Here is a 21,406-nt window from a genome sequence, read left to right as displayed (position 1 = left end):
GTACTGGCGAAAGGAGATTAATCATGGAAGGATCGGCTAAAGTCGAGTTTTGGAAAGGCCAGATGCTCGAGCTTCAAACCATTGAAGGTGTCATGTATAAAACGCAAATCATCCGTCAGGATAACAACCGCTTTTACATAAAAAAGCCAATCAATCGAATGAATCGATATATGTCGGTCACGAACAATATGTCGGTGACTGTGTACTTTCATAATGACGAACGAGTGTTGTATTCTTTTGATACCCAAATATACTTGCGGCATAATCAGCTATCGTTCCATGCCCCTTCGGTTGATCGTATAAAAAAAGCACAAAGAAGGCGTTTCTTTCGTGTTCCCGTCGAGGTGGAGTTGAATTTGAACCTTAAATCGATAGAGCACGCGGATGAAGATGAATTTGTAAAGATGACGACAAAGGATATTAGTGGAGGAGGACTATCTTTCCTCTGCGATTTTGCATTAGAGACAGAGAAACTCATTGCTGGCATCATGTACTTGGAGACCAACAATTATCAAAATACAATTGAGTTCCATGGAAAAATCGTAAACTGTACAAGGCTGCCGGAGAACAACTATAAAATATCCCTTGAATTTGTTCATATGAAGGAATCGATCCGCTCCGACATCATCAAATATTGTTTATTTAAGCAGGTTGAGGCAAGGAACAAGCTTAAAAATTATTCTTTGTAGCCGATCTTTACGGTTAAGCCCTAAAGTGTCATGCAGGATTTAGTTTTCCTGTGTCGAAAGGTGATTTTCAGGAGCCGGGGGTGTTCGGGAGGGGTCACAGGCTGTATTCCTACGGGCATGTTCTGTTCCGTTTTTTCGAGGGCGCCCGGCAATCGATGTTAGGCGAATATGCCGGTATATCGTCTGTAGGCTGGGGAAATTGGTCAAGGAATTTCCGGGATATGAGCATCTGCATTTTTGCAACGTACCTTCCTTGCCCCTTGCGCCGAAAAATGCTTTGGTGGATTGCGGAGCGCTGCTTGCCTCCCTGTCCGCTTCATATTTAATCAGCACCATAAACCCTTGAAGCCATAGGCTCCAAAGGTTTTTTTGGTTTTTTTATACGAAGGAAGAATGATTACGCCAAATACCACACGAGAGCGCTGAAGCTGTTTCCTTCTGCCGAATACTGTATAGACTGAACAGTAAATCTTCTGTTCTCGTACAGCCAGTCATTGATCTCCTTTTCAAGATCACCAATGTTTGTGTTGAAGAATGTTTTTACGCTGTTCCTCTTCATTCTCATCACCTCCCCACCATCATTTTATTCGACATCAGATTCCAACAAGCCTGCTTGCATATTGAGTTATGCTAATTTGCTCACTACTACGCTTTCTCGCTTAAGAAAAAGGATCAATAGGGATAAAAACTTAATATTGTAGCAAAATAATTGGACGATTGTTAACGATACATAATGGAGGATCGCTTTACGATGTCAAAATACAAACAATTGCTGATTCTGATATTCACCTTCACCCTCGTCTTTTCCTTAACCCCCTATTCATCATCCGCCCACCCGGCAGTCAGGTTCAAGGATAGAGCTTACTATGAAGAGCGCGGGGATATCGTTTGGGAGGTGCCGACCGAGGAGAAATACATTGCCCTTACGTTTGATGACGGCCCGGATCATCGCCAAACGATGCAGATCTTGGAGGTGCTGGATCAATATAACGCCAAGGCTACCTTCTTCGTCGTAGGCGAACGGGTAGAGAAATACCCGGAAATTATACAAATGGAGCTGGCCCGGGGCCATGAAATCGGCAATCACTCCTACCGTCATCCTTCCTTCCGAGGCTTGGCTAAAAGCAAAATGCATGATGAGCTTAGCAAAACCCAACAGGCGATTCTCCAGGCCACAGGCTACAAGGCCTCCATATTCCGCCCGCCTGGCGGATTTTATAATGAAACAATCATTAATGTCTCTAAACAGAACGATTTGAAACTAATTCTCTGGTCGTGGCATCTGGATACGAAGGACTGGACTTCCCCAGGGGTGGACAAAATCGTCAGTAACGTGATCAAAAACGCACGCAACGGCAATATCATACTTATGCATGATTATGTGGCTAACAGCACACAGACGGTTGAAGCTCTTAAACGGATACTGCCCGAGCTCAAGAAACAGGGCTACTCCTTCATAACTGTATCCGATTTGCTCGCCCATAAGGTCGAACCCTATCATAAGCTGAGAAAAGTAATCCAATAAATACGTATCTTCTTTTCGATTCCCACAGGTCATTCGCCGCTACCCTGCTCTTACTTTCTTGCATAGTTATAGATCAGTTCTGCTTCCGGAAAGGAGGCTTAAGAATTGATCCGAACTAACGTGAAGACTTACAGGCACAAGGTCGGCAAAAACCGATTTCTGATCATAAAGATCATTCAATCTGCAAACGCAAAAGCTAACTTGGGAAATGCTCTTGCGAGCAATGCAATTAACGTGAAAATTATCAAAAAGCATCTGCGTTGATTTTCCCCTGTTCGATAGCCTTGCTTCGAATGAAGGGGGTGAAGTGAATGCGTTCGAAGAAAGCAAGCAAGCGCCGCCACTGGAAAAATGGAAGAAACGCCGTCCATGTTTCCCAGAAAGCCCGCTCCAGCACGGGGCAAGGCGGCAATTCATTTGCCATCAATGCCTCAGATGTCGGTGTCGTGAGGACAGATGTCTCACCAAGATCCTAAGCCAAGGCGGAGAAGCACGGGTTCTTCTCCGCCATTATCTAAAAATTTATTTATTAAAAATTTAATAATTGTGATTTAAATCACATATATTGTGAAAAATATCACTTATAATAAAATCATAAAAGATGATCATCCTTAAAGCAACAACAACATAAAAATAGACATCAAATTAAGGAGTGGTAATTATGTTTAACAATTTCCTCAGAACTAATAAATTTGCAATGTGGTTCCTGACCATCATTCGGATTTATCTCGGTGTAGCATGGATGAAAGCAGGCTGGGGCAAGATTACAGGCGGATTCGATGCCGGAGGCTACCTGGCTGGAGCCATCGCCAAGAGCACGGGGGAAAATCCGGCAGTACAAGGCTGGTGGGCCGTATTCTTAGAAAATGTTGCACTGCCCGGCGTAGACCTCTTTAACATTCTCGTTCCTTACGGTGAATTCCTGGTCGGCATCGGCTTGATCCTGGGTACCTTCACTACTTTCGCAGCTCTGATGGGACTCGTTATGAATGCCTCGTTCCTCTTCTCGGGAACCGTAAGCACGAATGCGCAAATGCTCCTGCTTGAAGTACTGGTTATCGCAGCAGCCGCTAACGCAGGTAAAATCGGACTCGACTACTACGTTCTTCCTTACCTTCGCGGGTTGTTTAACAAAAGAAAAGCAGTAATCAAAGCGGAAGCGCCTGCCGGAAAGCCGCAATTGAAAGTAAACCACGGCGCATAATATAAATTAATTAAATTAAATTGCACTGAAATAGGAAGGCTGTTCCTTTTAAGAGGAGCAGCCTTTTAATTAATTATCCTCTAACTATGGAGTGACTAGATCAGATCATCGAAGATCGAGCGCTCTTGCTTCCTCGGATGGAAGCTCCCCCGCTCCCACACCAGCTGAAACAATTCCGAGGCGAATTGCCAGGGCGGCCCTTCGTCCAATTTGCCGAATACCCGCTCGATCGATAAAATCTGCGACTCATGAGCCGCCAAGGCCCTCGCCTTAGCCTCCTGCAATCCTTCGCCCTTTAGCTCCAATATTGCGGCTTCCGCAGCTGTGGCTTCAGGAATCCCCATGACGTTATAATACAGCTTCTGAACAGAGCTGCACGCCCCGCTGAAAACCGCTTTATTTACCGCATGGTGCATGACAATATGATCAGGATGACCGGAAATGCCATCCGCCGGAAAAGTAACAACCACTTCGGCTTGATGCTTATTGAGAAAGGCGATAATTTTTTCGACAAGCACTTCCTGCTCCACCTCTCGCAGCTTGCCGTCTCCCATTCTCAAATGCTCAATTTCCGTAATGCCCAAAATATCCCCGGCCCGCTGCAGCTCTTGTTCCCGGATCGCCGCCAGCTCCTCCGGAATCATGGCTCCGAGCCTGCCGCTCTTTCCCGCCTCTCCCTGCGTTGCGGTCAGCAGTACGGCCGCTGCTCCCTCGTCGGCAATTTGCCTGATCAGATAAGCGCAGCCGAACGTTTCATCGTCTGGATGTGCATAAATAAATCCAACTGTTCTATGCATAAGCAAGTCTCCTTAAATTATCCTGTGGATTTTCGTTACCATACTTACTATACTTTAATATTGACTAAGTAGTTAAAATTCACTACAATGCAGAAGAATCCAATATAGATAGGTGATAACCATGAGCAAACCCGCTTACCGCATTTTACTATATTATAAGTTCACACACATTGAATCTCCAGAAACGTTTACCGCCGAGCATTTGCAGTACTGCAAGGAGCTCGGACTCAAAGGGCGTATCCTCATTGCTTCCGAAGGAATCAATGGAACGGTGTCCGGCACGGTAGAGCAAACGGAACAATATATGAATGACCTGCGTGCCAATCCGCTGTTTAGCGATATCGTTTTTAAAATCGATGAAGTAGAGGGACATGCCTTTAAGAAAATGTTCGTCCGCCACAAGAAAGAACTGGTCACCTTCCGCTATGAGCATGAGCTTGACCCGAACATAATTAGCGGCAAACGTCTGTCTCCGGTTGATTTTCACGAACAACTGCAGCAGGAGGATGTTCTCGTGATCGACGGACGAAATGACTATGAGTACGATATTGGCCATTTTCGAGGCGCCATTCGTCCTGAAGTAGAATCCTTCCGCGAGTTTCCGAAGTGGATCCGTGAAAACTTGAGTCAATACAAGGATAAGAAAATTCTGACTTATTGTACAGGAGGAATTCGCTGCGAGAAATTAACCGGCTTCCTGCTGAAGGAGGGTTTTCAAGACGTCGCCCAATTGGAAGGCGGAATCGTCACTTATGGCCAGGATCCCGAGGTAAAGGGACATCTGTTCGATGGCAAATGCTACGTATTTGACGAACGGATTTCCGTACCGATCAACCGAACCGAAGAGGATGTCGTCATCGCCAGCTGCTACCATTGCGGTGAAACGAATGACCGCTATATCAACTGTCCCGTATGTAATCTCCAGCACGTCTGCTGCGAGGCCTGCGAGGAAGAGCATCATGGATTCTGCAGCAGCGAATGTCAGGAAGCGGTACTAGCTGTAGAGAACGGCTAATGTCATTCTAGCAAGGAGTGTCATTATGAACCAAATTAAAGAGCTGCCGACGAGGGAACGGATTCTGCACATGATGAAGACATCCGGCCCTCTCAGTGCCAAAGAAATTACGTCCGAATTGCAAATTACGGAAATGGCGGTTAGGCGTCATCTCGGCACAATGGAGCGTGACGGGTTGATTGAGTCCAAAATGATCCGCCAGACGATGGGGAGACCTACCTCGGTATTTGGGCTTACGGAGCTGGCTGAAGGCCTGTTCCCAAAAAACTACCACACGCTAACCCTCGATTTGCTTGGAGAACTGGAACAAGAGAGCGGCGAGGATACGATCAAGCTGCTCTTCGAAAAACGACGGGATAAGCTAAAGCAGCAATATGAGAGCAGCATGGAGGGAATTCCCTTTGCCGACAAAGTAAAGAAGCTGGCTCAAATTCAAAACGATAACGGCTATATGACTGAATGTGAGCAGAATGACAACGGCGATTTTGTTTTGAAGGAGCATAACTGCCCCATTTCTCAAATCGCTAACCGCTACAATCATGCCTGTGATTGCGAATTAAGCCTGTTTAAGTCTTTATTAAATACAGAGGTAGAGCGTACAGAATGCCTCGCCCAAGATGGGAAAAGATGCATTTATATTATTTCCAACCCTAAATAAGAAATAAGTCCATCGTCGTACTTTTAAAGGAGCCAGACCGCGTTTAGCGGGAAGGTTTCCTCGCGATATCAAAGAGCCAAAAAACCTTCGGCACAATGCCGAAGGTTTTTTGGCCTGCTATAGCTTGCAGTATATATCGTCATTTATTCTATATCGTCAAAAGCTTTAAGCTCCTCCTCGATCCTCTGCTTAATCAGCTGCACGCATTCCTCGACTGATTTGGCAAATACTCGCTTGCCATTAACCATCGCATAGGGCCTGAGCTTGCAGAGACCGCACAAATTAAGACAATCCAATCGGAGAACCGCTATTTCGGGATACTCCTCTTCAAGCTGCTCCAGCTCCAGGGAGCTGAGCAAATTGCTATCGCATACTTCCACTACTACGATTCCCAAGCCCACGGTATTCCCCCCAGTTGTACGTTACCATTACAGTTCAATTATTATGATGAACGTCCTATCATTTGTCAATACTAACTACCCATTTAATATACTTAACATACATATAAGTTGACTAAGTGTTCGTAAATACTTATAATAATCATTGTGGGAAATGAATTAGGCATTACATATACATTAGAGAGGATGATTTAAATTATGGCACATCAATTACCTGCTCTACCTTACCCGAATAACGCACTGGAACCACATATCGACGAGCAAACGATGATGATTCACCATGATCGCCATCACAATACTTACGTGACGAACCTGAACGCTGCACTGGAATCCGCTCCAGAGCTTCAGTCCAAGTCCCTGGAAGACCTGATCGCTGACCTGGACAGCGTTCCTGAAAGCATTCGCACAGCGGTTCGCAACAACGGTGGCGGACACGCTAACCACTCCCTCTTCTGGGAAACGATCGGACCAAACGGCGGCGGACAACCGTCCGGCAAACTTGCTGACGCCATTAACAACGAGCTTGGCGGCTTTGACAAGTTCAAAGAAGACTTTGCAAAAGCAGCAACGACTCGTTTCGGCAGCGGCTGGGCATTCTTGGCGGTAGACAAAGACGGCAAATTGTCCGTTTACAGCTTACCTAATCAGGATTCCCCAATTATGGAAGGTAAAACCCCAATTTTGGGTCTGGATGTATGGGAGCATGCTTACTACCTGAAATATCAAAACAAACGCCCAGACTACATCGCAGCATTCTTCAACGTGATCAACTGGTCTGAAGTTGAGAAACGTTATGAAGCAGCTCTAAGCAAATAATAATTTCGTTATTGAAATAACAAAGAACGGCCGTCTCTGAATAGAGACGGCCATTTTGCTATTCATTACGCGATGTGCTGCCGAGGTTTATTGGCGTTCTACCTGCTTTGCCCGTTTCCCAGCTTCCGCCCCCTTATCTGTACTACTCTGTACCGATTGGCGGACGATCAGCGATGGAGCCACACTCCAACGAATCGCTTCCCGGGATGGCTCATCCAGGGATAGAAGCAAGGTAGCTGCAGCATCACACATCCTCTCCTTCTCAACACGCATCGTCGTCATATGCACACCCGAGCTGCTGTCATAATGGAGATCATCATATCCGGCAATCGATACATCCTCAGGTACAGCGATATTCCGCTCATGCAGCAGTTCCGTTAGAATATAGGCAATACGGTCATTGCCGCAGAAAAAAGCACTGGGAAGCTCGGATAAGCCGGACAAAAAGGACGATATCTCCTCAGCAGTATCATCATAGCCTTCTGATGACGTCAAACAATGCTCCGCTCTTATTTTCAGCCTGCCGCTTTGCATCGCCTTCCAGTATCCTAACCAGCGCTCCTCGTGGCTTGTCGTCAAATTGACAGGGCCGATAAATCCGATTTCCTCGTGCCCGCATTTAATAAGATAAGACACCGCCTCATATGCTCCCTCCATATTAGCCGAGGTTACGACCGGGCAGGGCAGATCCCGATAATATGAATCCATCATGACAAGCCGAACATCCTGCTCCCAGACAAGACGTGCATATTCAGGACGCGTAATTCCAAACAATATAACACCTCGATAAGAAATATCCATGAACAGGCGAGGCAGCTGAAGCCGCTGCTCAGATTCACGGTCAACCGGAGCAATGACGGCATTGAAACCTTTGCTTCGAATGCTTTTCTCCAGTCCCCAAATCATGTCATGATAAAATTGAAAATGATCATTGTCCTGATAACTCATAATTCGTTCCGGGACGAGCACGAGAATGTTAGAATTGCCGTTCTCGCTAATCGCATAAGGCCCATACCCCATTTCCTTGGCCGTATGGATAATGCGGCTGCGCAGTTCGTCGCTGACTCCCTTCTTGTTGGTGAGAGCAAGCGATACAGCATTTTTAGAAATTTCCAGCTGATCGGCAATATCCTGCATGGATATTTTCTTTCTCCGAGCCATTCTTTTCAATCCTCTCAAAACATGATAAACTTAGCCTAAATATACTTTACAAATTATAAAATTGTCAAGTTTGTAAAGTTATCATTGCTGGAATACAGGAGGTATTCGACTTGGAAGTGAAATACGCGATAGGCATCGATATCGGCGGTACTAAAACAGCCATCGGGATAGTAGACTCGCATGGGATAGTACGTACCAAGACGTCGCTGCCTACAGACCTATCGATTGACCCGAATGAGATGGTAAGCCGCATCGCCGCTGCAGCCAAGCAATTGCTTGCGGAACAAAGCCTGACTGAAGCTCAAATTGCCGGTATCGGGGTCGGAGCACCCGGTCCTTTGAATACGAAAACAGGCCATATCGTCAAGCCTCCAAATATGACGGCCTGGCACAATTTTCCCTTGATCGCTTCTTTAAGAAGACACTTCGAGCAGCCGATTACGTTCGAGAACGATGCGACGGCCGCTGCCCTTGCGGAGAAATGGCAAGGAGCCGCCCAGGACGCTGAGCATTTCATCTTTATTACAATCAGCACGGGCATTGGAGCAGGAATATTCTCTCATGGGAAGCTGATTACGGGCTCGACGGGGAATGCCGGAGATGTTGGACACCTGGTTATCGACCCTTCCGCCGGAGACTGTGTATGCGGCCAACAAGGCTGCTGGGAATTTATCGCTTCCGGTACGGCTATCGCTAGACAAGCTTCCAGACTTCTCGGCAGAGATGTCAGCTCCAAGGAGGTGTTCGAGCTGGCCCAGAAAGGACATGCGGACATGAAGAAGCTCGTCGAACAAGTATTCCGTTACATCGGCATTGGCTGCGTCACGCTGATCAACACCTTCGATCCGGAGAAAGTGGTCATTGGCGGCGGTGTATCGCAGGTAGGCGCCCCCTTGTTTAGCGCCGTACAGGACTATGTGCGGAATTGCGCCTTGAATCCGTCCGGGCAAAGCACCCCGATCGTTCCCGCTGCATTGAATCAGGATGCGGGCCTGATCGGTGCTGCTGCCCTGATCCATATGAAATATTAATCCCAATCGAAGATAGAAAGGAAGTTACCTATATGAACCAACAGCCAATTTTTTTAACGCCTGTATTTCAAGAGCGTATTTGGGGGGGAAGCAAGCTGGCCGAGCTGTTCGGCTATGATATCCCTAATGCGAAGACCGGAGAATGCTGGGCGGTCTCTGCGCATCCGAACGGACAAAGCGTTGTTAAGAACGGATCTTATCAAGGTCTGACTCTGGGAGAGCTATGGACCTCCCACCAGGAGTTGTTCCAATCCGATTCTCCGGTTTTCCCGCTGCTCACTAAAATTCTAGATGCTTCTGACGATTTATCCGTACAGGTTCACCCGGATGACAGGTATGCAGGAGAGCATGAGAACGGCGAACTAGGCAAGACCGAATGCTGGTATATCGTTGATGCGGAGCCGGGTGCAGAAATCATTTACGGTCATGAAGCCAAATCCAAAGAGCAGCTCATACAGTGGATTGAGGCAGGAAATTGGGATGGCCTGCTGACCAAGGTTCCCGTTCAGCCAGGCGATTTCTTCTACGTGCCTAGCGGTACGATTCATGCGCTGGGGAAAGGAATTGTCGTACTTGAGACGCAGCAAAGCTCCGACACAACCTATCGCGTCTACGATTATGAGCGAAAAGACAAGGACGGCCATACCCGTGAGCTTCATTTGGAAAAAGCGATTGACGTCACCACAATTCCGCAGTCGTACAAGAAGGAGACGTTTGATACCCATACAAGAGAAGGAATAACTGTAACCTCCTTTGTATCCAATGACTTTTTCACCGTGCAAAAATGGGATGTCGATGGCACTGCCAACCTTGAAGCCAGCAGCAAGTACACGATATGCAGCGTTATCGAAGGCCAAGGCCAATTAACCATCGGCGGCCATAAGCACCCGTTGAACAAAGGAGATCATTTCATTCTTCCTGTCTCCTTTGGCCCTTACGCACTTAGCGGATCAATGAAATTAATCGTTGCCTCGGAATAACATAAAGCGGAAATAAAAATACGGGCTGTCCCCGCTCAGAAGCATCTGATTGGGAGACAGCCCGTTTTTCGCAAAAAAACTCCAATAGTCATCATTCATTCGTCCAATTTAAACACTCGCCTTAATTGTGCAAATAGCGTTCACGAATGATTCGCAAATGGTGAATCGCATGACCAGCTATAAGATAAGCCAAGGCCCTACTAGAAATAGATTCGCCGCTAGCGGTACCCGTTCTCAGCCAGGCTTCATCATCCAATTGCTGAATAAGCGATAAGGTGGATTTCCTAACCGTCGAGAAGTCCTTCAGCAGCTGCAATATCGACAGCCGATCAAAATTCGCATGGCTAACGAACAGCTCCTCCTCGAAGCCTGGAAGCGGTGTTTGATCCCCTCTGGCGATCCGCAGCAGCCGATAACTCATCACGCGCTCCGTATCCGTTACATGTCCCAGTACTTCCTTCAGGCTCCATTTGCCATCCGCATATCGGTAATTACCAGCTTCCTCCGAAAGAGTCCCCAGCTTAAGCATAGCCTCTTCAGGCTGAAGCTCGAGCAAGGATAACAACTGACCCTCTGGCACTTCACGAATATACTCCCCGAAGTATGCTGGATATTCTCCTGGCTGTGGTTTCGACAACGTCATAACTTATCCCCCAAACATACATCTTTTAATCGTCCCATACGTCATCCATCAAAGACTTCATATACTCGCTTCGTTCCTTCGTCTGCCGAATGTTCGTATTCCACTGGCTTCCGTCCCATTCTACGACGTCCCCCCTCTTGGCTCCGGGGTTCACCAGCCTGCGAGGCACGTCCCTCGTCTTGCCGTCTACCTCAATAATACAATATTCGCCCTCAAAGCCTTCAATGATCCCTACCACTATGCCACTCACCTTTCGGTCGTGATTTGGTATGTATATCCATCCGAAGCAATTTCCACGGTGCCATGCAGGTCATTGCGATATACCTCAATCCCCTGCTTGCGAAGTCGATCCAATACGGTCGAAGTAGGATGTCCATAACTATTGTCCCCGACCTGAATTACCCCGTATTGCGGGGCAACCTCCTTCAGAAAGCTTAACGTGGAGGATGACTTGGAACCATGATGTCCGATCAGCAGCACATCTGCCCGCAAATCCGCGCCCGATTCGACCATATCCCTCTCGCTCTCGCGCTCGGCATCGCCAGTCAGCAGATAGGATGTATTGCCATAGACCACTTTTACTACAGCACTCATATTGTTCTTGCTGTCCGAGGCTTTGAGGGGGCCGACCATCGTCACCTCGATGTCCTCGTCCCAGTCGAGCACAAGCCCCGCCTTTGCGGTCTTGACCTTCAGTCCCTTATTCTTGATCGACAGCAACAAAGATTCAAAGGTTTTCGTATTCGCCTGAATCTTGGGCATATAAATTTCCCCGACATCGATGTGGTCGATTACCCGATCCAATCCGCCAATGTGATCCGCATCCGGATGCGTGCCTATCACGATATCCAAATGGGTAACGCCGTATTGCTTCAAATAATCGAGCATGGCCTGCTCCCGATCATTATTCCCCCCATCAATGAGCATCGTCTTTCCGGAAGGACTGATGAGCAATTGAGATGCCCCCTGGCCCACATCGAGAAAAATGACGCGCAGGCGATCCGAATTCATCATGGAGCTGTTGCCTGAGTCTGCCGGATTATCGAGCTCCCATTCCAGGGTACAGCCAGACAGCATCAGCATCAGAGCCAAAAAACTCATAACAATGGTTGTTGCACTAAACCTAAATTTTGAATAACGTTTCTTCATTGAAATATCATTGTCCTTTTCTTGTTGCTCTAACCTTGCGCCATGACAACGAATAAATTAGAACATTTGTTCCTCCTATTATATTAGATGATCTAGTCGGAATCAACCATCAGCTTGTTACCTATAACTTTAATTTCATGCAAAAGCACTTCAGCAGTTAATCGCTGAAGTGCCTCTACGCTTGGACGCATCATTGGGATGAATGAGGATTGCTTTTATTTTACCGTTACAGATACGGTTACAGTCTTGCCGCCGAATTTTCCTTTGATCGACGTCGTGCCTTTTCCCACCGCTTCAATTTTTCCAGCGGTTACCTTCGCTACAGATGGCTTGGAGCTAGTCCATACCGCGCTTCCGGTTACGACGTCTATCTTGCCTGTATCATATTCGGCTTTCACTACGACCGATTTGCTTGCTCCTGGAGCTAGCGTAAATCTCTTCTCGTCGACAGTCAGCTTGGTCAGCTTAGGTACAACCTTGACATTGACGCTAACGTTATGACCTTGATAAGATCCGGTCAATGTTGCCGAGCCTTCCCCAACCGCTTTAACAGATGTAGAGCTAATCGTGGCTACAGCCGTATTGGAGGACTGCCAATTCATTTTGGATGACAAGGTTACTTTCTGTCCGTTCGAATAGTACCCGGTCACTTTAATAGCCTTGGTTCTCTTTAAATTGAGCTCGATATTTAGCGGCTCTACGACTACCTTCGTAATTTTTTGCTCGACCGTAATCGGGATGCTGATCGTCTTGTTCGAGTATGTTCCTTTTAGAGTCGCCGAGCCTTTGATCAGGCCTTTAATGGTCTTGCCGCTAGCTGAATCTTTAATAACCGCATTGCTGTTGGACACTGTCCATGTAATCTCACTTGCGATATCTTCCTCTTCATTCCCGTTCTCCCATACGACTGCCACTTTAGGGAACGGACTCTCCTCGCCGACTACAAGATTCAGTTTTTCCTCTTGGCTAATAAGAGCGAGCACCTTTTCTTTTACAGTTACCTGTACTTCTACGGAGCTGCTGCGAATCGCAAGAGCAGAATCGGCAGCTACTTTGGATTCAGGCAGCTTCGCGGTAATCGTAACCGTTCCGGCTTCCTTCGCTACAATTTTACCATCCTCGATTTTAGCTACTTCTTCATTGCTTGAAGTCCAAACGACTTCCTTGCTGAAATCAACTTCTTCCTCGTCCAGCTTCGAGGCTTTTATCTTAGGAACGCTAAGCGTTTCATTCTTGAACAATTCCAGCTCCGTCTTGTCTGATGCTTCGAGCTTCGTAATTGTCGGTTGAACCGTTACCTTTATGCTTTTGCTAATACCCAAATAGCTAACTTTAATTGTAGATGTACCTACCGCTTTAGGAGAAATCACTCCTTGATCTACCGTAACCGCCAGAGGGTTAGAGGACGTCCATTCGGCTGCTGCAGTTACGTCATCCGTGGAATTTGCACGGCTTCTGACTTCAGCCTTGGCTTCCAGCCGCTCACCGATGAACAGGGCCTGATCGGATGAAGGGTTAAGCAAAATGACTTCATGCGGTGTACGCACATAAACGTCCACTTGCCCTTTCGCTCCAAGATATTCGGCCGTAATCGTTGCTTTACCTACGGAGACGGCTTTAATTTTACCGCCTTCTACTGTAGCAACGCCTTTATCCGAGGTGGACCATTCGGCCTTATCTGATACGTCCAGCGTCGACTGATCGCTCGCCAGGATGGAGTTCGCCTTGATGGCCAGCTCATCATCGCCGACAACAAGCTCGATATCCTCAGCCTGCTCCTCGTTGCTCGCATACACGAGATTCAATTCCGAGTATGGAGAAGTTACAGTTGCTTCAAAGGAGGCGGTCAAGCCGGAGTATTTGGCCGTAATCGTCGCTTTACCTTCTCCGACAAGCGTAATTTTTCCTTTGTTGACCGTTAGAACTGACGTATTGGAAGTAGACCAATCGGCATCCTGAGTCACGTCAGCCAGCGAACCATCCGTATTCGCGATGACGGCCTGAGCTGTGACATTCAGATGCTTGTCATTCGTTCCCAGCTTATATTTACCCTTTAGCGAGTACTGCAAAGTTAAATCCTTGTACGTATCCACCGCTTTGACCGTAATCGTAGCTACCGCGGAATCGTTATATACAGCCGTGATTGTAGCGGTTCCGCTTTTTAACGGAGTTAGAAGACCGTTATCTACTTTAATGATTTCAGGCTGATCCGATGACCAGCTAACAGCCCGGGTCATGTCCTTCTTGACTGAGGAGCCCTCGACCGTGGCCCATACCTTTAATTGCTTTGTTCCCTTGCCTACCGTCATTTCTAGCGTTGCACCGGAGCCTTCAATATCAATCGATAAGACATCGCCGGAGGCGGCAAAGACGCTAGTTGGAAATACAGCGGCAATGAGCAGCACCATAGCGAGGAGCCACTTCGTCATTTTCCTATTTGGAATCATCCATTTCTCTCCTTTGTTGTCACTTTTTGCCGGAATTCAAATCCAGCTCTATTGAAATTATATCGTCATCTAGGATTAATTTCGTAACCTTTTTCCATAAAAATAATTCGTTTGTCCTACTTCTCTATCATTGTCGGTCATTTATTGCCTCCCAATGGATCGGCCTCTCGCCTTGAGCCTCAAGAAAAGCATTCGTCCTAGAGAAGGGGCGACTTCCGAAAAAGCCTCGCCGCGCCGCCAAGGGACTCGGATGGGCCGATTCTATGATAAGATGGCGCCCTGTATTAATTCGGGCTCCTTTTTTCTGGGCATGGCTGCCCCAAAGGATGAACACAACCGGCTCTTCTCTTTCGTTCAGCGCCTCAACAACCGCGTCGGTAAACTTCTCCCATCCTTTTCCCTGATGCGAGCCAGGAAGCCCCTCGCGTACGGTCAACACTGTATTCAGCAGCAGTACGCCTGCTTGGGCCCAGGATGTCAAAGTCCCCTCTGCGGGAATGGAAATCCCTAAATCGCTAGATAGCTCCTTATAAATATTGCGCAACGATGGAGGAATCTTTACGCCAGGCAGCACAGAGAAGCTTAACCCATGCGCCTGCCCTGCTCCATGATAAGGATCCTGCCCTAAAATTACGGCCCTGGTCTGGCTGTAACTCGTCAGCTTCAAGGCCTGGAACAAATCCGGACGCGGCGGAAAAATCGCATGCTCTCTATACTCCTCGTCCAGCCAATTCATCAGCTCATGGAAATACGGCTTGTCCATCTCCGCCTCAAGCACCTGATCCCAATCGTTACCGAATATCTCCATCTTCATGTCGTGTCTCCCCTTCCAGCTTCTACTATATTATAAACGTTGTTCAACGGTTAGTAGAGTGTACTTTAAAATAAATGATTATAATAGTACTCAACATATTGATTAGTAACGCAAATATTAGCTCGCACCCTACGGAGCACGAAATTTTACTAAAAAAAACGCACAGCCCCGCTTATGCGAGAGCCGTGCGTTTTTCGTAAATATGTATGCCGAGGACCGGGATCGAACCGGTACGGTAGTCACCTACCGCAGGATTTTAAGTCCTGTGCGTCTGCCAATTCCGCCACCCCGGCACATAAAAATGTGCCTGCCATAATCAATTCCAGAAAAATTCCTGCGTTATTGATTATAACACGATATTCAATTGGGTTTCAAGTCCTTTTGATAAACTTTGCATTCAATCCGGTACATCAACTATGTGCGGCATCATTTTATTCAAAAAGAAAGCAGCGCTGCATATAGTCAACTACAGTATTTTTTGGTAGGTTAGTGGTAGGATTATCCTCATCCTTCTGGTTCAATATTTTACATCAACCGAAAATGTCTGGACACAATACATATGATGCATCATATTTTGACAGGAGGCTGCGTTATGGATATTTCAACAGATCGTTACAAAATCGCGCCGCTCAATCATCAGGAGCAAGCCATCGCTATTATAAAAGAAGCCGAGGCTGCCATTGTTGAAGCGACCGGAAATGAAGTTACCTTAATCGCTTATGAAAAATCAGTGGAAAATTGATGATTTAAAGGATGGGTTGGGGCATACCGCCCCTCCTTGCGAATAGCAAATTTTCTTACTTGTTATAAGGGAGGGAGAACTCCTATGAACAATATGCCGAAAATATTAATAGTAGCCGGGGCCGTCCTCATTATAGTGGGCCTGCTCTGGTCGGTGCTCGGCAGATTCATCCATCTCGGCCGCTTGCCAGGCGATATTGTAATTGATAAAGGCAACGTCAAATTTTATTTTCCTATCGTGACCTGCATTTTGATCAGCGTCGTGCTGTCATTGATTGGCTATATCGTCAGGTGGTTTACGAAGTAAGCAAGCCACTTATCTCATCCTTCTCCCCCTATTGGTGACTCTTAAGGAGGCTAACATATGAACAAAGAGAACAAGGAACAAAACCTTGGCACCGGATTAGCTATAGGAGTCGCTATTGGTGTTAGCATTGGTCTAGCCATGGATAACATCGCGATCGGAATCGCCATTGGGATTTCACTAGGCATCTCTTATGATTTAATGCGGAAGAAAAAGAAAAAGTGACCTCCCTTTGCCGGAATCCCCTCCTCACTTATCTTTTTTCAGAAATGACAAGAATAAAGGTCGCAATTGGCCCGAGCAATAAAGAAAGAAGGAACCAATTCAGTCCGCTTCTGTTCTTTCCCTGTGCCAAACCCGCGTTAATCAAAGCCAGCGTTCCCCATCCAACATAAAATTCATTCTTCAACGCCTTTCCCCCTTCTCGTTTGTTTTCATCATTCATGAACCTATCCCTTTGATTGCCAACTGACATGATGTTCGTTACAATCATTATTAAATCAATTACATTTACAGCTTAGGAGAACATATTATAATGAGGAAAAAAATTGTGGCCATCGATATGGACGATACTATATGTCATTTAATACCTAAGGCACTATATTATCATAATACGCAATATCCAAGCCTTCAACTGATGATGGAGCAGGTCACCAGCTTTGACCTGAGCAGCATTTGGCATCCAGAATGTACAGAGGAGGCCTTCTTCGGCAGACCCGGCCTTTACGAGGAGCTGGACATCTTTGATGAATATACAATTGAAGAAATTCGCAAAATGACCACCAAATACGATGTGATTGTCATTACTGCAGCCCGCCCTGCTTCGGTTCCAGAGAAATGGAACTGGATGCAAAAGCACCTTCCCTTTATACCTTATGAGAACTTTTTCGTCGCGAAACGCAAATATTTGGTCGGCTTTGATCTGTTGATTGATGACGGCCCCCATAATATTATCGCCGCTAGTAAAGCTGGAAAAGAAACAATCCTGATCCCCCGCCCGTGGAATGCGCATATACAGCATCAATATCAACTGAAGGACTCCTGGAAAGGGATGAGTGATTTAGTCGATCAGATATTGGCGTCCAAGAAGGAATGATTGTTGCGTGTTTAAGAAAATCATGAATTATGTCCTAGGAATAAGCGTATTAATTTTTCTGTACTACGGTTACAAAATCTTTTTTAATCAGCCTAAAGATACCCTAAAGCTTGCCGAGTTAAATATTCATATGGCTTACTCGGCATTGTTCATGGGTGCCTCCGCTTTTATTAGATCTCGCTTAAAATAACCTTTTCACTTCACGTCTTTCCAGTTCCACAGACCCTGCATTCCTTTTACCGGAACTGGCTCCTCCAATCTCTGAACATCCGTCATTTCCCAAGCATAACGGCCATCGCGGTAATCTCCGAAGATATATTCCAGCCTCTCTTGCGCCGTTCGGTTGACCCTATCCCACTCCACCAGCTTACCGTCCCCTTCCAGCCATACGGATTCCTCATCTCCGTAGGGCCTGGAAATAACATAGCAGCTTTGCAAATTCCCGATGGCAATAATAGCTCCTGTCGGCAAATTATTCTCTGTATAGCCGTGTTTAGCTAGCACACTGCGAAAAGGTTCCTGCTGACAAATCCTTTTATCGAGCTTCTTCCCTGCATGGATCGCGATTTCTCCACGATGTCTAGTCGCCCAGCTGCGTGTTTCAAATCTCTTCTCACCAAGAGCAATGAGTGTCGCCCAAGGCTGAATAATGGTTATGGCTTTCATTTCTGTCCTCTCCTTGTATATGCCTCCTCCTAATCGTCCTATGTAACAGGTTTATCCTATATGTCCGGTTATAACACCTGGAACGAGGAACTCCATACTACGTATAAATAGTTATAAGGAGATGATGTATGATGGGGTTCTTTTTATTGATATTTGTGCTGCTCGCGATTCTCAACATCATATTTCCGCGGTTCGGCTGGTATATGCAGTACGGCTGGATGGTTAAGGGTAATAATGTCGAACCGAGCAATGCATATCTGCTAATGACTAGAATCACCAGTATTATCGCATTAATTGTCGTGTTCTATTTATGGTCGAGCTTCTTCTGACTAAGGTTCAGCTGAATTCTCTTATTGGGATTCTTTGAATTCAAATCTCCACAACCGCTAGCCTTCCTAAAATGTATCAACAATGGACTCCTTTTTTGAGCCAAGCTTGGTCTACAAATAATTAATGGCATATGGGCTAACGCCGTGAGCATTATAGGTTGTAGTCCATAGACTAATGTCAAGATACATTTTTACTTAGGAGGTACGCCGATGAATGCAAATGATTATCAACAAATCTGCTGGAATTGCATGAATAAATATGTGGGGATCGTAACAGCTGACGGTCATGCATATGACGGTTTTATTGCTCACGTTGACCAGAACTACGTTACCCTAGCTGTTCCTACAAATGAAATGGTAGATCGTTTAAATGGACTACCTGCCGAGGAAGCAACCTATCGACAATTCGGATTCCACCCCGGTTTTTTCCCTAGACGCCGTTTCTTCCATCGCCGTTTTCCTTTCTTCGGCATTAGAAGTTTGTTTCTGCTCCCCTTCTTCATCTGATAAATGGATACGTGATGCCTTGAAATTCTGCGGATATAACAATCTTAATATCTATTGTACAACATCCCCCTCTGCTCCGCTGTCATCTCAGGCAGCGGTTCTTTACATATGTGATTGAAACAATTCAGATCGCTTAACGTATTTTATAGTTAGGAGTTGATCTCGATGATAATTTTTGGATTCCGAACCAAGCGAAGCTTTTATTGCAATGTCGAGAATAGGCGGCGGGATTGCTGTTTTTATCGGCCTATTAGTTCTCCTTACAGGCGGTTCTATTCTTAATTACTGAACAATCGTGACTATAAAATAAAGGAGGAGGATTTCGATGTCCTTTGCCATTTCACTCATTATTATGGGGCTTGGTATAATTACACTGGGTATATTCTCTTTTCTTAAACCAACCTTTGGATGGCGCATGAACGAGGGCTGGAAAGTTAAAGGCGAGTCTGAACCAAGCGACATCTACATCGACTTCGCAAAGCTTGGCGGAATAGTTGCCATCATGCTTGGCTCACTCTTATTGATTGGCGGCATCCTTAATTTGCTTTGAAGGCGTCCCAGGCCTTTGGAGTTATGTGATCCTACATTAAAGTTTTGACCATAATAACATCTATGAAAGATAAATTTCATACCTGTTGAAATCTCTAAATTCCTCACTATTTCATTATCCTATCTGATTTTTCTTTATGTATCGACATTTAGGAAAGCTGCTGCATCCGTAAAAGTTACCCTTAGCACTTGTCCGGGGTACCATTTTATTGCCACATCTAAGGCAAGTCATATCATTAACTGGTATTGCAGCGATAACCGCTTTGGGTTCTGGCGCGGTTCCCGGGTTAACAGCAAGAATCATTTCAATTAGTGCTTCCCTATTGATTAGGCGAACCTTATTGGATTTGGCCAATTCATCAGCTGCAGCGGTGTAATCGCTGTTTGTGACAACCCACGCCTCAGACGCCCCATAATTCCTTCAATGGAATAGAAAAGACGTGGATGATAGGATTTTTAACAATTTTTAAGAGCCAGTCAAACTGAAATTTATGCTAACTCCGTTTAGCTAGGATGTCATCTTCATGCTTGTTCCATCCTGACACACATTGGGGTGCGCTTTAATCAACCCTCTTTAGCCCTTTTAATTGGATTATGCGGAAGAACGGAAGTTTGTTAGTGAGTTGATATAAAAATGTTATTTTTAGAAGAAAAAGACTCACTGAAATCTCAGTGGGTAGATATAACAGTATCATCTAGTTATTTATAGGTTCTAACCCAATATCTTAAAGCAATCTCACCGTCATGATATAAGTCGAGGTATGCGGAACCTGCACCTTGATTGGTAAGTTTCCCATCAGAGGTTATACTCCATGGCCCCCCAGTAGTATCGTACAGATCATAAGTATAAAAATCCCCCCCTATACTTGTGGTACTATTTTCTTTAACATAGAGCGTTTGACGTTTAACTTCTTGAGCGCCAATGACGTTTACACTCGTTACTTCCTGAGCCTGGGTATTATTTACAACGAGACCACTTAATAAAGATGCTGCTATAAAGGTTAATAGAAGAATTTTTTTCATAATAGTCCATCCTTTTCAAATATTTTATATAATAACCATATTAATCCATGTTAAACTTCGTGTCAATAGAGTACACAACACTTTGAACGGTCGGCCTTCATTAATCCAGTATGTTCGCCAACTCAATTTCTTTTTACAACAGTTCTAAAATTAGATCTAAACAAACCAGCTAGAAGAATTGACTTTATCGTTAAGAACGCGCGCTTAAAGTTTTATCATATTAAAACAGAACTAAATAAGTCTTCAGAAATGGCTCTAGAAGCTATAACCAAATCGCTGCCGTTAACAAATGCGTTAGCAAACCGATGTTCACGGTCATGATTACGGGAGCAAATCTACCATTCTAACCAACCCTATAAACAGCAAAAAACCCTTGCACGGCAAGGGTTTCTACTAGACTATGGGCCCTGAGGGACTTGAACCCCCGACCAGTCGGTTATGAGCCGACCGCTCTAACCAACTGAGCTAAGGGCCCGGGAACGGGGTGACAATAAATTGCGGGGGCAGGATTTGAACCTGCGGCCTTCGGGTTATGAGCCCGACGAGCTACCGGGCTGCTCCACCCCGCGTCAGTAAATAGCGACAACTAATAATATACACGATAACCACATAGTACGTCAAGTGTTTGCTTAAAATTTACGGAATAAAACGAACGCCATATTTTCCCTTGCGCGAACGAAATATTTCCACCTCCCTCATTTCATCGAAACCGTAAATCCAGCCATCCTGAACAAGCCTCTTCGCCAGGCAGCCTGCTTGAAATTTTGTTCTGTACAATTTATTGAAATATACCCATCTCATCTTACTTTCCTGCCCTTCAATCATTTTGTGGATGAACCATTACAACTATAGAATGCCCAACTT

At 45.8% G+C, this 21,406-nt stretch carries 30 protein-coding genes and 3 tRNA genes; 15 read left to right on the top strand and 18 right to left on the bottom strand.

Annotated elements, in window-relative coordinates; genetic code table 11:
- Positions 1 to 23: 23 nt before the first annotated feature.
- A complete protein-coding gene (locus ACE3MQ_RS08145; protein ID WP_379392110.1) occupies positions 24 to 689 on the top strand; it encodes a flagellar brake protein in 666 nt (221 codons plus the stop codon).
- A 397-nt stretch (positions 690 to 1,086) separates the two neighbouring features.
- Here ACE3MQ_RS08145 and ACE3MQ_RS08140 read toward each other — a convergent pair whose 3' ends face one another.
- The gene (locus ACE3MQ_RS08140; RefSeq protein ID WP_379392109.1) at positions 1,087 to 1,248 is read right to left on the bottom strand and encodes a hypothetical protein; all 162 of its coding nucleotides are present in this window, start codon (positions 1,246 to 1,248) and stop codon (positions 1,087 to 1,089) included.
- A gap of 192 nt (positions 1,249 to 1,440) precedes the next feature.
- Between ACE3MQ_RS08140 and ACE3MQ_RS08135 the strand changes: the two genes are divergently transcribed.
- Positions 1,441 to 2,214, top strand: a complete 774-nt coding sequence (locus ACE3MQ_RS08135) for a polysaccharide deacetylase family protein (protein ID WP_379392108.1) — start codon at positions 1,441 to 1,443, stop codon at positions 2,212 to 2,214.
- A gap of 244 nt (positions 2,215 to 2,458) precedes the next feature.
- On the opposite strand, the gene ACE3MQ_RS08130 is transcribed toward ACE3MQ_RS08135, so the two are convergent.
- Positions 2,459 to 2,638, bottom strand: coding sequence for a hypothetical protein (locus ACE3MQ_RS08130; protein WP_379392107.1), 180 nt, complete (start codon positions 2,636 to 2,638; stop codon positions 2,459 to 2,461).
- A gap of 237 nt (positions 2,639 to 2,875) precedes the next feature.
- Between ACE3MQ_RS08130 and ACE3MQ_RS08125 the strand changes: the two genes are divergently transcribed.
- On the top strand, positions 2,876 to 3,418 hold the full coding sequence (locus ACE3MQ_RS08125; protein ID WP_379392106.1) for a DoxX family protein: 543 nt from the start codon (positions 2,876 to 2,878) through the stop codon (positions 3,416 to 3,418).
- Positions 3,419 to 3,513: 95 nt separating this feature from the next.
- On the opposite strand, the gene ACE3MQ_RS08120 is transcribed toward ACE3MQ_RS08125, so the two are convergent.
- Positions 3,514 to 4,215 carry a PIG-L deacetylase family protein gene (locus tag ACE3MQ_RS08120; RefSeq protein ID WP_379392105.1) on the bottom strand — a complete coding sequence of 234 codons (702 nt, stop codon included), beginning with the start codon at positions 4,213 to 4,215 and terminating at the stop codon, positions 3,514 to 3,516.
- A gap of 121 nt (positions 4,216 to 4,336) precedes the next feature.
- Here ACE3MQ_RS08120 and trhO point away from each other — a divergent pair, with 121 nt between their 5' ends.
- Positions 4,337 to 5,230 carry an oxygen-dependent tRNA uridine(34) hydroxylase TrhO gene (gene trhO / locus ACE3MQ_RS08115; protein ID WP_379392104.1) on the top strand — a complete coding sequence of 298 codons (894 nt, stop codon included), beginning with the start codon at positions 4,337 to 4,339 and terminating at the stop codon, positions 5,228 to 5,230.
- 25 nt (positions 5,231 to 5,255) lie between these two features.
- Entirely contained in the window at positions 5,256 to 5,888 is a 633-nt protein-coding gene (locus ACE3MQ_RS08110; RefSeq protein WP_379392103.1) for a helix-turn-helix transcriptional regulator, read from the top strand.
- A gap of 143 nt (positions 5,889 to 6,031) precedes the next feature.
- On the opposite strand, the gene ACE3MQ_RS08105 is transcribed toward ACE3MQ_RS08110, so the two are convergent.
- On the bottom strand, positions 6,032 to 6,289 hold the full coding sequence (locus ACE3MQ_RS08105) for a YuzB family protein (RefSeq protein WP_379392102.1): 258 nt from the start codon (positions 6,287 to 6,289) through the stop codon (positions 6,032 to 6,034).
- Positions 6,290 to 6,484: 195 nt separating this feature from the next.
- Between ACE3MQ_RS08105 and ACE3MQ_RS08100 the strand changes: the two genes are divergently transcribed.
- The gene (locus tag ACE3MQ_RS08100; RefSeq protein WP_379392101.1) at positions 6,485 to 7,102 is read left to right on the top strand and encodes a superoxide dismutase; all 618 of its coding nucleotides are present in this window, start codon (positions 6,485 to 6,487) and stop codon (positions 7,100 to 7,102) included.
- An 87-nt stretch (positions 7,103 to 7,189) separates the two neighbouring features.
- On the opposite strand, the gene ACE3MQ_RS08095 is transcribed toward ACE3MQ_RS08100, so the two are convergent.
- Entirely contained in the window at positions 7,190 to 8,263 is a 1,074-nt protein-coding gene (locus ACE3MQ_RS08095) for a LacI family DNA-binding transcriptional regulator (protein ID WP_379392100.1), read from the bottom strand.
- 116 nt (positions 8,264 to 8,379) lie between these two features.
- Here ACE3MQ_RS08095 and ACE3MQ_RS08090 point away from each other — a divergent pair, with 116 nt between their 5' ends.
- A complete protein-coding gene (locus ACE3MQ_RS08090; protein WP_379392466.1) occupies positions 8,380 to 9,294 on the top strand; it encodes an ROK family protein in 915 nt (304 codons plus the stop codon).
- Between the two features lie 32 nt (positions 9,295 to 9,326).
- On the top strand, positions 9,327 to 10,274 hold the full coding sequence (gene manA, locus ACE3MQ_RS08085) for a mannose-6-phosphate isomerase, class I (protein ID WP_379392099.1): 948 nt from the start codon (positions 9,327 to 9,329) through the stop codon (positions 10,272 to 10,274).
- Positions 10,275 to 10,395: 121 nt separating this feature from the next.
- Here the strand turns inward: manA and ACE3MQ_RS08080 are convergent, their stop codons facing one another.
- The 6 genes from ACE3MQ_RS08080 to ACE3MQ_RS08055 all read right to left on the bottom strand — a co-directional run bounded on the left by ACE3MQ_RS08080 (position 10,396) and on the right by ACE3MQ_RS08055 (position 15,620).
- On the bottom strand, positions 10,396 to 10,917 hold the full coding sequence (locus ACE3MQ_RS08080) for a DinB family protein (protein ID WP_379392098.1): 522 nt from the start codon (positions 10,915 to 10,917) through the stop codon (positions 10,396 to 10,398).
- A 25-nt stretch (positions 10,918 to 10,942) separates the two neighbouring features.
- Positions 10,943 to 11,155, bottom strand: a complete 213-nt coding sequence (locus ACE3MQ_RS08075) for a DUF3006 domain-containing protein (protein WP_379392097.1) — start codon at positions 11,153 to 11,155, stop codon at positions 10,943 to 10,945.
- 8 nt (positions 11,156 to 11,163) lie between these two features.
- Entirely contained in the window at positions 11,164 to 12,066 is a 903-nt protein-coding gene (locus ACE3MQ_RS08070; RefSeq protein ID WP_379392096.1) for a ComEC/Rec2 family competence protein, read from the bottom strand.
- Between the two features lie 215 nt (positions 12,067 to 12,281).
- The gene (locus ACE3MQ_RS08065; RefSeq protein ID WP_379392095.1) at positions 12,282 to 14,513 is read right to left on the bottom strand and encodes a hypothetical protein; all 2,232 of its coding nucleotides are present in this window, start codon (positions 14,511 to 14,513) and stop codon (positions 12,282 to 12,284) included.
- Between the two features lie 127 nt (positions 14,514 to 14,640).
- Positions 14,641 to 15,315 (bottom strand): uracil-DNA glycosylase, encoded by a 675-nt coding sequence (locus ACE3MQ_RS08060; protein ID WP_379392465.1) that lies wholly within the window; start codon positions 15,313 to 15,315, stop codon positions 14,641 to 14,643.
- A gap of 219 nt (positions 15,316 to 15,534) precedes the next feature.
- A tRNA-Leu gene (locus ACE3MQ_RS08055) sits at positions 15,535 to 15,620 on the bottom strand.
- 299 nt (positions 15,621 to 15,919) lie between these two features.
- On the opposite strand from ACE3MQ_RS08055, the gene ACE3MQ_RS08050 reads away from it, so the two are divergent.
- The 3 genes from ACE3MQ_RS08050 to ACE3MQ_RS08040 all read left to right on the top strand — a co-directional run bounded on the left by ACE3MQ_RS08050 (position 15,920) and on the right by ACE3MQ_RS08040 (position 16,597).
- Positions 15,920 to 16,069: a hypothetical protein gene (locus ACE3MQ_RS08050; protein WP_379392094.1), complete on the top strand. Its 150-nt coding sequence runs from the start codon at positions 15,920 to 15,922 to the stop codon at positions 16,067 to 16,069.
- An 84-nt stretch (positions 16,070 to 16,153) separates the two neighbouring features.
- Positions 16,154 to 16,375 (top strand): DUF2905 domain-containing protein, encoded by a 222-nt coding sequence (locus ACE3MQ_RS08045; protein ID WP_379392093.1) that lies wholly within the window; start codon positions 16,154 to 16,156, stop codon positions 16,373 to 16,375.
- A 57-nt stretch (positions 16,376 to 16,432) separates the two neighbouring features.
- Positions 16,433 to 16,597 carry a hypothetical protein gene (locus ACE3MQ_RS08040; protein ID WP_379392092.1) on the top strand — a complete coding sequence of 55 codons (165 nt, stop codon included), beginning with the start codon at positions 16,433 to 16,435 and terminating at the stop codon, positions 16,595 to 16,597.
- Positions 16,598 to 16,625: 28 nt separating this feature from the next.
- Here ACE3MQ_RS08040 and ACE3MQ_RS08035 read toward each other — a convergent pair whose 3' ends face one another.
- Positions 16,626 to 16,817, bottom strand: a complete 192-nt coding sequence (locus ACE3MQ_RS08035; RefSeq protein WP_379392091.1) for a hypothetical protein — start codon at positions 16,815 to 16,817, stop codon at positions 16,626 to 16,628.
- 90 nt (positions 16,818 to 16,907) lie between these two features.
- On the opposite strand from ACE3MQ_RS08035, the gene ACE3MQ_RS08030 reads away from it, so the two are divergent.
- Positions 16,908 to 17,468, top strand: coding sequence for a 5' nucleotidase, NT5C type (locus ACE3MQ_RS08030; RefSeq protein WP_379392090.1), 561 nt, complete (start codon positions 16,908 to 16,910; stop codon positions 17,466 to 17,468).
- Between the two features lie 195 nt (positions 17,469 to 17,663).
- Here the strand turns inward: ACE3MQ_RS08030 and ACE3MQ_RS08025 are convergent, their stop codons facing one another.
- Positions 17,664 to 18,134 (bottom strand): ASCH domain-containing protein, encoded by a 471-nt coding sequence (locus tag ACE3MQ_RS08025; protein WP_379392089.1) that lies wholly within the window; start codon positions 18,132 to 18,134, stop codon positions 17,664 to 17,666.
- A gap of 128 nt (positions 18,135 to 18,262) precedes the next feature.
- On the opposite strand from ACE3MQ_RS08025, the gene ACE3MQ_RS08020 reads away from it, so the two are divergent.
- The 3 genes from ACE3MQ_RS08020 (at position 18,263) to ACE3MQ_RS08010 (ending at position 19,520) form a co-directional block, all read left to right on the top strand.
- Positions 18,263 to 18,463, top strand: coding sequence for a DUF6199 family natural product biosynthesis protein (locus ACE3MQ_RS08020; protein WP_379392088.1), 201 nt, complete (start codon positions 18,263 to 18,265; stop codon positions 18,461 to 18,463).
- 210 nt (positions 18,464 to 18,673) lie between these two features.
- Positions 18,674 to 18,970: a phosphatidylinositol kinase gene (locus tag ACE3MQ_RS08015; protein ID WP_379392087.1), complete on the top strand. Its 297-nt coding sequence runs from the start codon at positions 18,674 to 18,676 to the stop codon at positions 18,968 to 18,970.
- 325 nt (positions 18,971 to 19,295) lie between these two features.
- The gene (locus tag ACE3MQ_RS08010; RefSeq protein ID WP_379392086.1) at positions 19,296 to 19,520 is read left to right on the top strand and encodes a DUF6199 family natural product biosynthesis protein; all 225 of its coding nucleotides are present in this window, start codon (positions 19,296 to 19,298) and stop codon (positions 19,518 to 19,520) included.
- Positions 19,521 to 19,634: 114 nt separating this feature from the next.
- Here ACE3MQ_RS08010 and ACE3MQ_RS08005 read toward each other — a convergent pair whose 3' ends face one another.
- The 5 genes from ACE3MQ_RS08005 to ACE3MQ_RS07985 all read right to left on the bottom strand — a co-directional run bounded on the left by ACE3MQ_RS08005 (position 19,635) and on the right by ACE3MQ_RS07985 (position 21,343).
- The gene (locus ACE3MQ_RS08005) at positions 19,635 to 19,823 is read right to left on the bottom strand and encodes a topoisomerase DNA-binding C4 zinc finger domain-containing protein (RefSeq protein WP_379392085.1); all 189 of its coding nucleotides are present in this window, start codon (positions 19,821 to 19,823) and stop codon (positions 19,635 to 19,637) included.
- 395 nt (positions 19,824 to 20,218) lie between these two features.
- Positions 20,219 to 20,542, bottom strand: coding sequence for a hypothetical protein (locus tag ACE3MQ_RS08000; protein WP_379392084.1), 324 nt, complete (start codon positions 20,540 to 20,542; stop codon positions 20,219 to 20,221).
- Between the two features lie 401 nt (positions 20,543 to 20,943).
- Positions 20,944 to 21,017 (bottom strand) — tRNA-Ile (locus ACE3MQ_RS07995).
- Positions 21,018 to 21,037: 20 nt separating this feature from the next.
- A tRNA-Met gene (locus ACE3MQ_RS07990) sits at positions 21,038 to 21,111 on the bottom strand.
- Between the two features lie 67 nt (positions 21,112 to 21,178).
- A complete protein-coding gene (locus ACE3MQ_RS07985) occupies positions 21,179 to 21,343 on the bottom strand; it encodes a hypothetical protein (RefSeq protein WP_019636196.1) in 165 nt (54 codons plus the stop codon).
- Between the last annotated feature and the right edge of the window lie 63 nt (positions 21,344 to 21,406).

Origin of the sequence: Paenibacillus lentus (assembly GCF_042714055.1) — a bacterium.
In the GTDB taxonomy this organism is placed as follows: domain Bacteria; phylum Bacillota; class Bacilli; order Paenibacillales; family Paenibacillaceae; genus Fontibacillus; species Fontibacillus lentus_A.
This window is presented reverse-complemented; position numbering and strand designations above follow the sequence as displayed.

Bases quoted from the DNA above. Each gene is read 5' to 3' on its own strand.
- ACE3MQ_RS08145 (WP_379392110.1), top strand. From the start codon at position 24: ATGGAAGGATCGGCTAAAGTCGAGTTTTGGAAAGGCCAGATGCTCGAG.
- ACE3MQ_RS08140 (WP_379392109.1), bottom strand. From the start codon at position 1,248: ATGAAGAGGAACAGCGTAAAAACATTCTTCAACACAAACATTGGTGAT.
- ACE3MQ_RS08135 (WP_379392108.1), top strand. From the start codon at position 1,441: ATGTCAAAATACAAACAATTGCTGATTCTGATATTCACCTTCACCCTC.
- ACE3MQ_RS08130 (WP_379392107.1), bottom strand. From the start codon at position 2,638: ATGGCAAATGAATTGCCGCCTTGCCCCGTGCTGGAGCGGGCTTTCTGG.
- ACE3MQ_RS08125 (WP_379392106.1), top strand. From the start codon at position 2,876: ATGTTTAACAATTTCCTCAGAACTAATAAATTTGCAATGTGGTTCCTG.
- ACE3MQ_RS08120 (WP_379392105.1), bottom strand. From the start codon at position 4,215: ATGCATAGAACAGTTGGATTTATTTATGCACATCCAGACGATGAAACG.
- trhO (WP_379392104.1), top strand. From the start codon at position 4,337: ATGAGCAAACCCGCTTACCGCATTTTACTATATTATAAGTTCACACAC.
- ACE3MQ_RS08110 (WP_379392103.1), top strand. From the start codon at position 5,256: ATGAACCAAATTAAAGAGCTGCCGACGAGGGAACGGATTCTGCACATG.
- ACE3MQ_RS08100 (WP_379392101.1), top strand. From the start codon at position 6,485: ATGGCACATCAATTACCTGCTCTACCTTACCCGAATAACGCACTGGAA.
- ACE3MQ_RS08095 (WP_379392100.1), bottom strand. From the start codon at position 8,263: ATGGCTCGGAGAAAGAAAATATCCATGCAGGATATTGCCGATCAGCTG.
- manA (WP_379392099.1), top strand. From the start codon at position 9,327: ATGAACCAACAGCCAATTTTTTTAACGCCTGTATTTCAAGAGCGTATT.
- ACE3MQ_RS08080 (WP_379392098.1), bottom strand. From the start codon at position 10,917: ATGACGTTGTCGAAACCACAGCCAGGAGAATATCCAGCATACTTCGGG.
- ACE3MQ_RS08070 (WP_379392096.1), bottom strand. From the start codon at position 12,066: ATGAAGAAACGTTATTCAAAATTTAGGTTTAGTGCAACAACCATTGTT.
- ACE3MQ_RS08065 (WP_379392095.1), bottom strand. From the start codon at position 14,513: ATGATTCCAAATAGGAAAATGACGAAGTGGCTCCTCGCTATGGTGCTG.
- ACE3MQ_RS08050 (WP_379392094.1), top strand. From the start codon at position 15,920: ATGGATATTTCAACAGATCGTTACAAAATCGCGCCGCTCAATCATCAG.
- ACE3MQ_RS08045 (WP_379392093.1), top strand. From the start codon at position 16,154: ATGAACAATATGCCGAAAATATTAATAGTAGCCGGGGCCGTCCTCATT.
- ACE3MQ_RS08040 (WP_379392092.1), top strand. From the start codon at position 16,433: ATGAACAAAGAGAACAAGGAACAAAACCTTGGCACCGGATTAGCTATA.
- ACE3MQ_RS08035 (WP_379392091.1), bottom strand. From the start codon at position 16,817: ATGAATGATGAAAACAAACGAGAAGGGGGAAAGGCGTTGAAGAATGAA.
- ACE3MQ_RS08030 (WP_379392090.1), top strand. From the start codon at position 16,908: ATGAGGAAAAAAATTGTGGCCATCGATATGGACGATACTATATGTCAT.
- ACE3MQ_RS08025 (WP_379392089.1), bottom strand. From the start codon at position 18,134: ATGAAAGCCATAACCATTATTCAGCCTTGGGCGACACTCATTGCTCTT.
- ACE3MQ_RS08020 (WP_379392088.1), top strand. From the start codon at position 18,263: ATGATGGGGTTCTTTTTATTGATATTTGTGCTGCTCGCGATTCTCAAC.
- ACE3MQ_RS08015 (WP_379392087.1), top strand. From the start codon at position 18,674: ATGAATGCAAATGATTATCAACAAATCTGCTGGAATTGCATGAATAAA.
- ACE3MQ_RS08010 (WP_379392086.1), top strand. From the start codon at position 19,296: ATGTCCTTTGCCATTTCACTCATTATTATGGGGCTTGGTATAATTACA.
- ACE3MQ_RS08005 (WP_379392085.1), bottom strand. From the start codon at position 19,823: ATGATTCTTGCTGTTAACCCGGGAACCGCGCCAGAACCCAAAGCGGTT.
- ACE3MQ_RS08000 (WP_379392084.1), bottom strand. From the start codon at position 20,542: ATGAAAAAAATTCTTCTATTAACCTTTATAGCAGCATCTTTATTAAGT.
- ACE3MQ_RS07985 (WP_019636196.1), bottom strand. From the start codon at position 21,343: ATGAGATGGGTATATTTCAATAAATTGTACAGAACAAAATTTCAAGCA.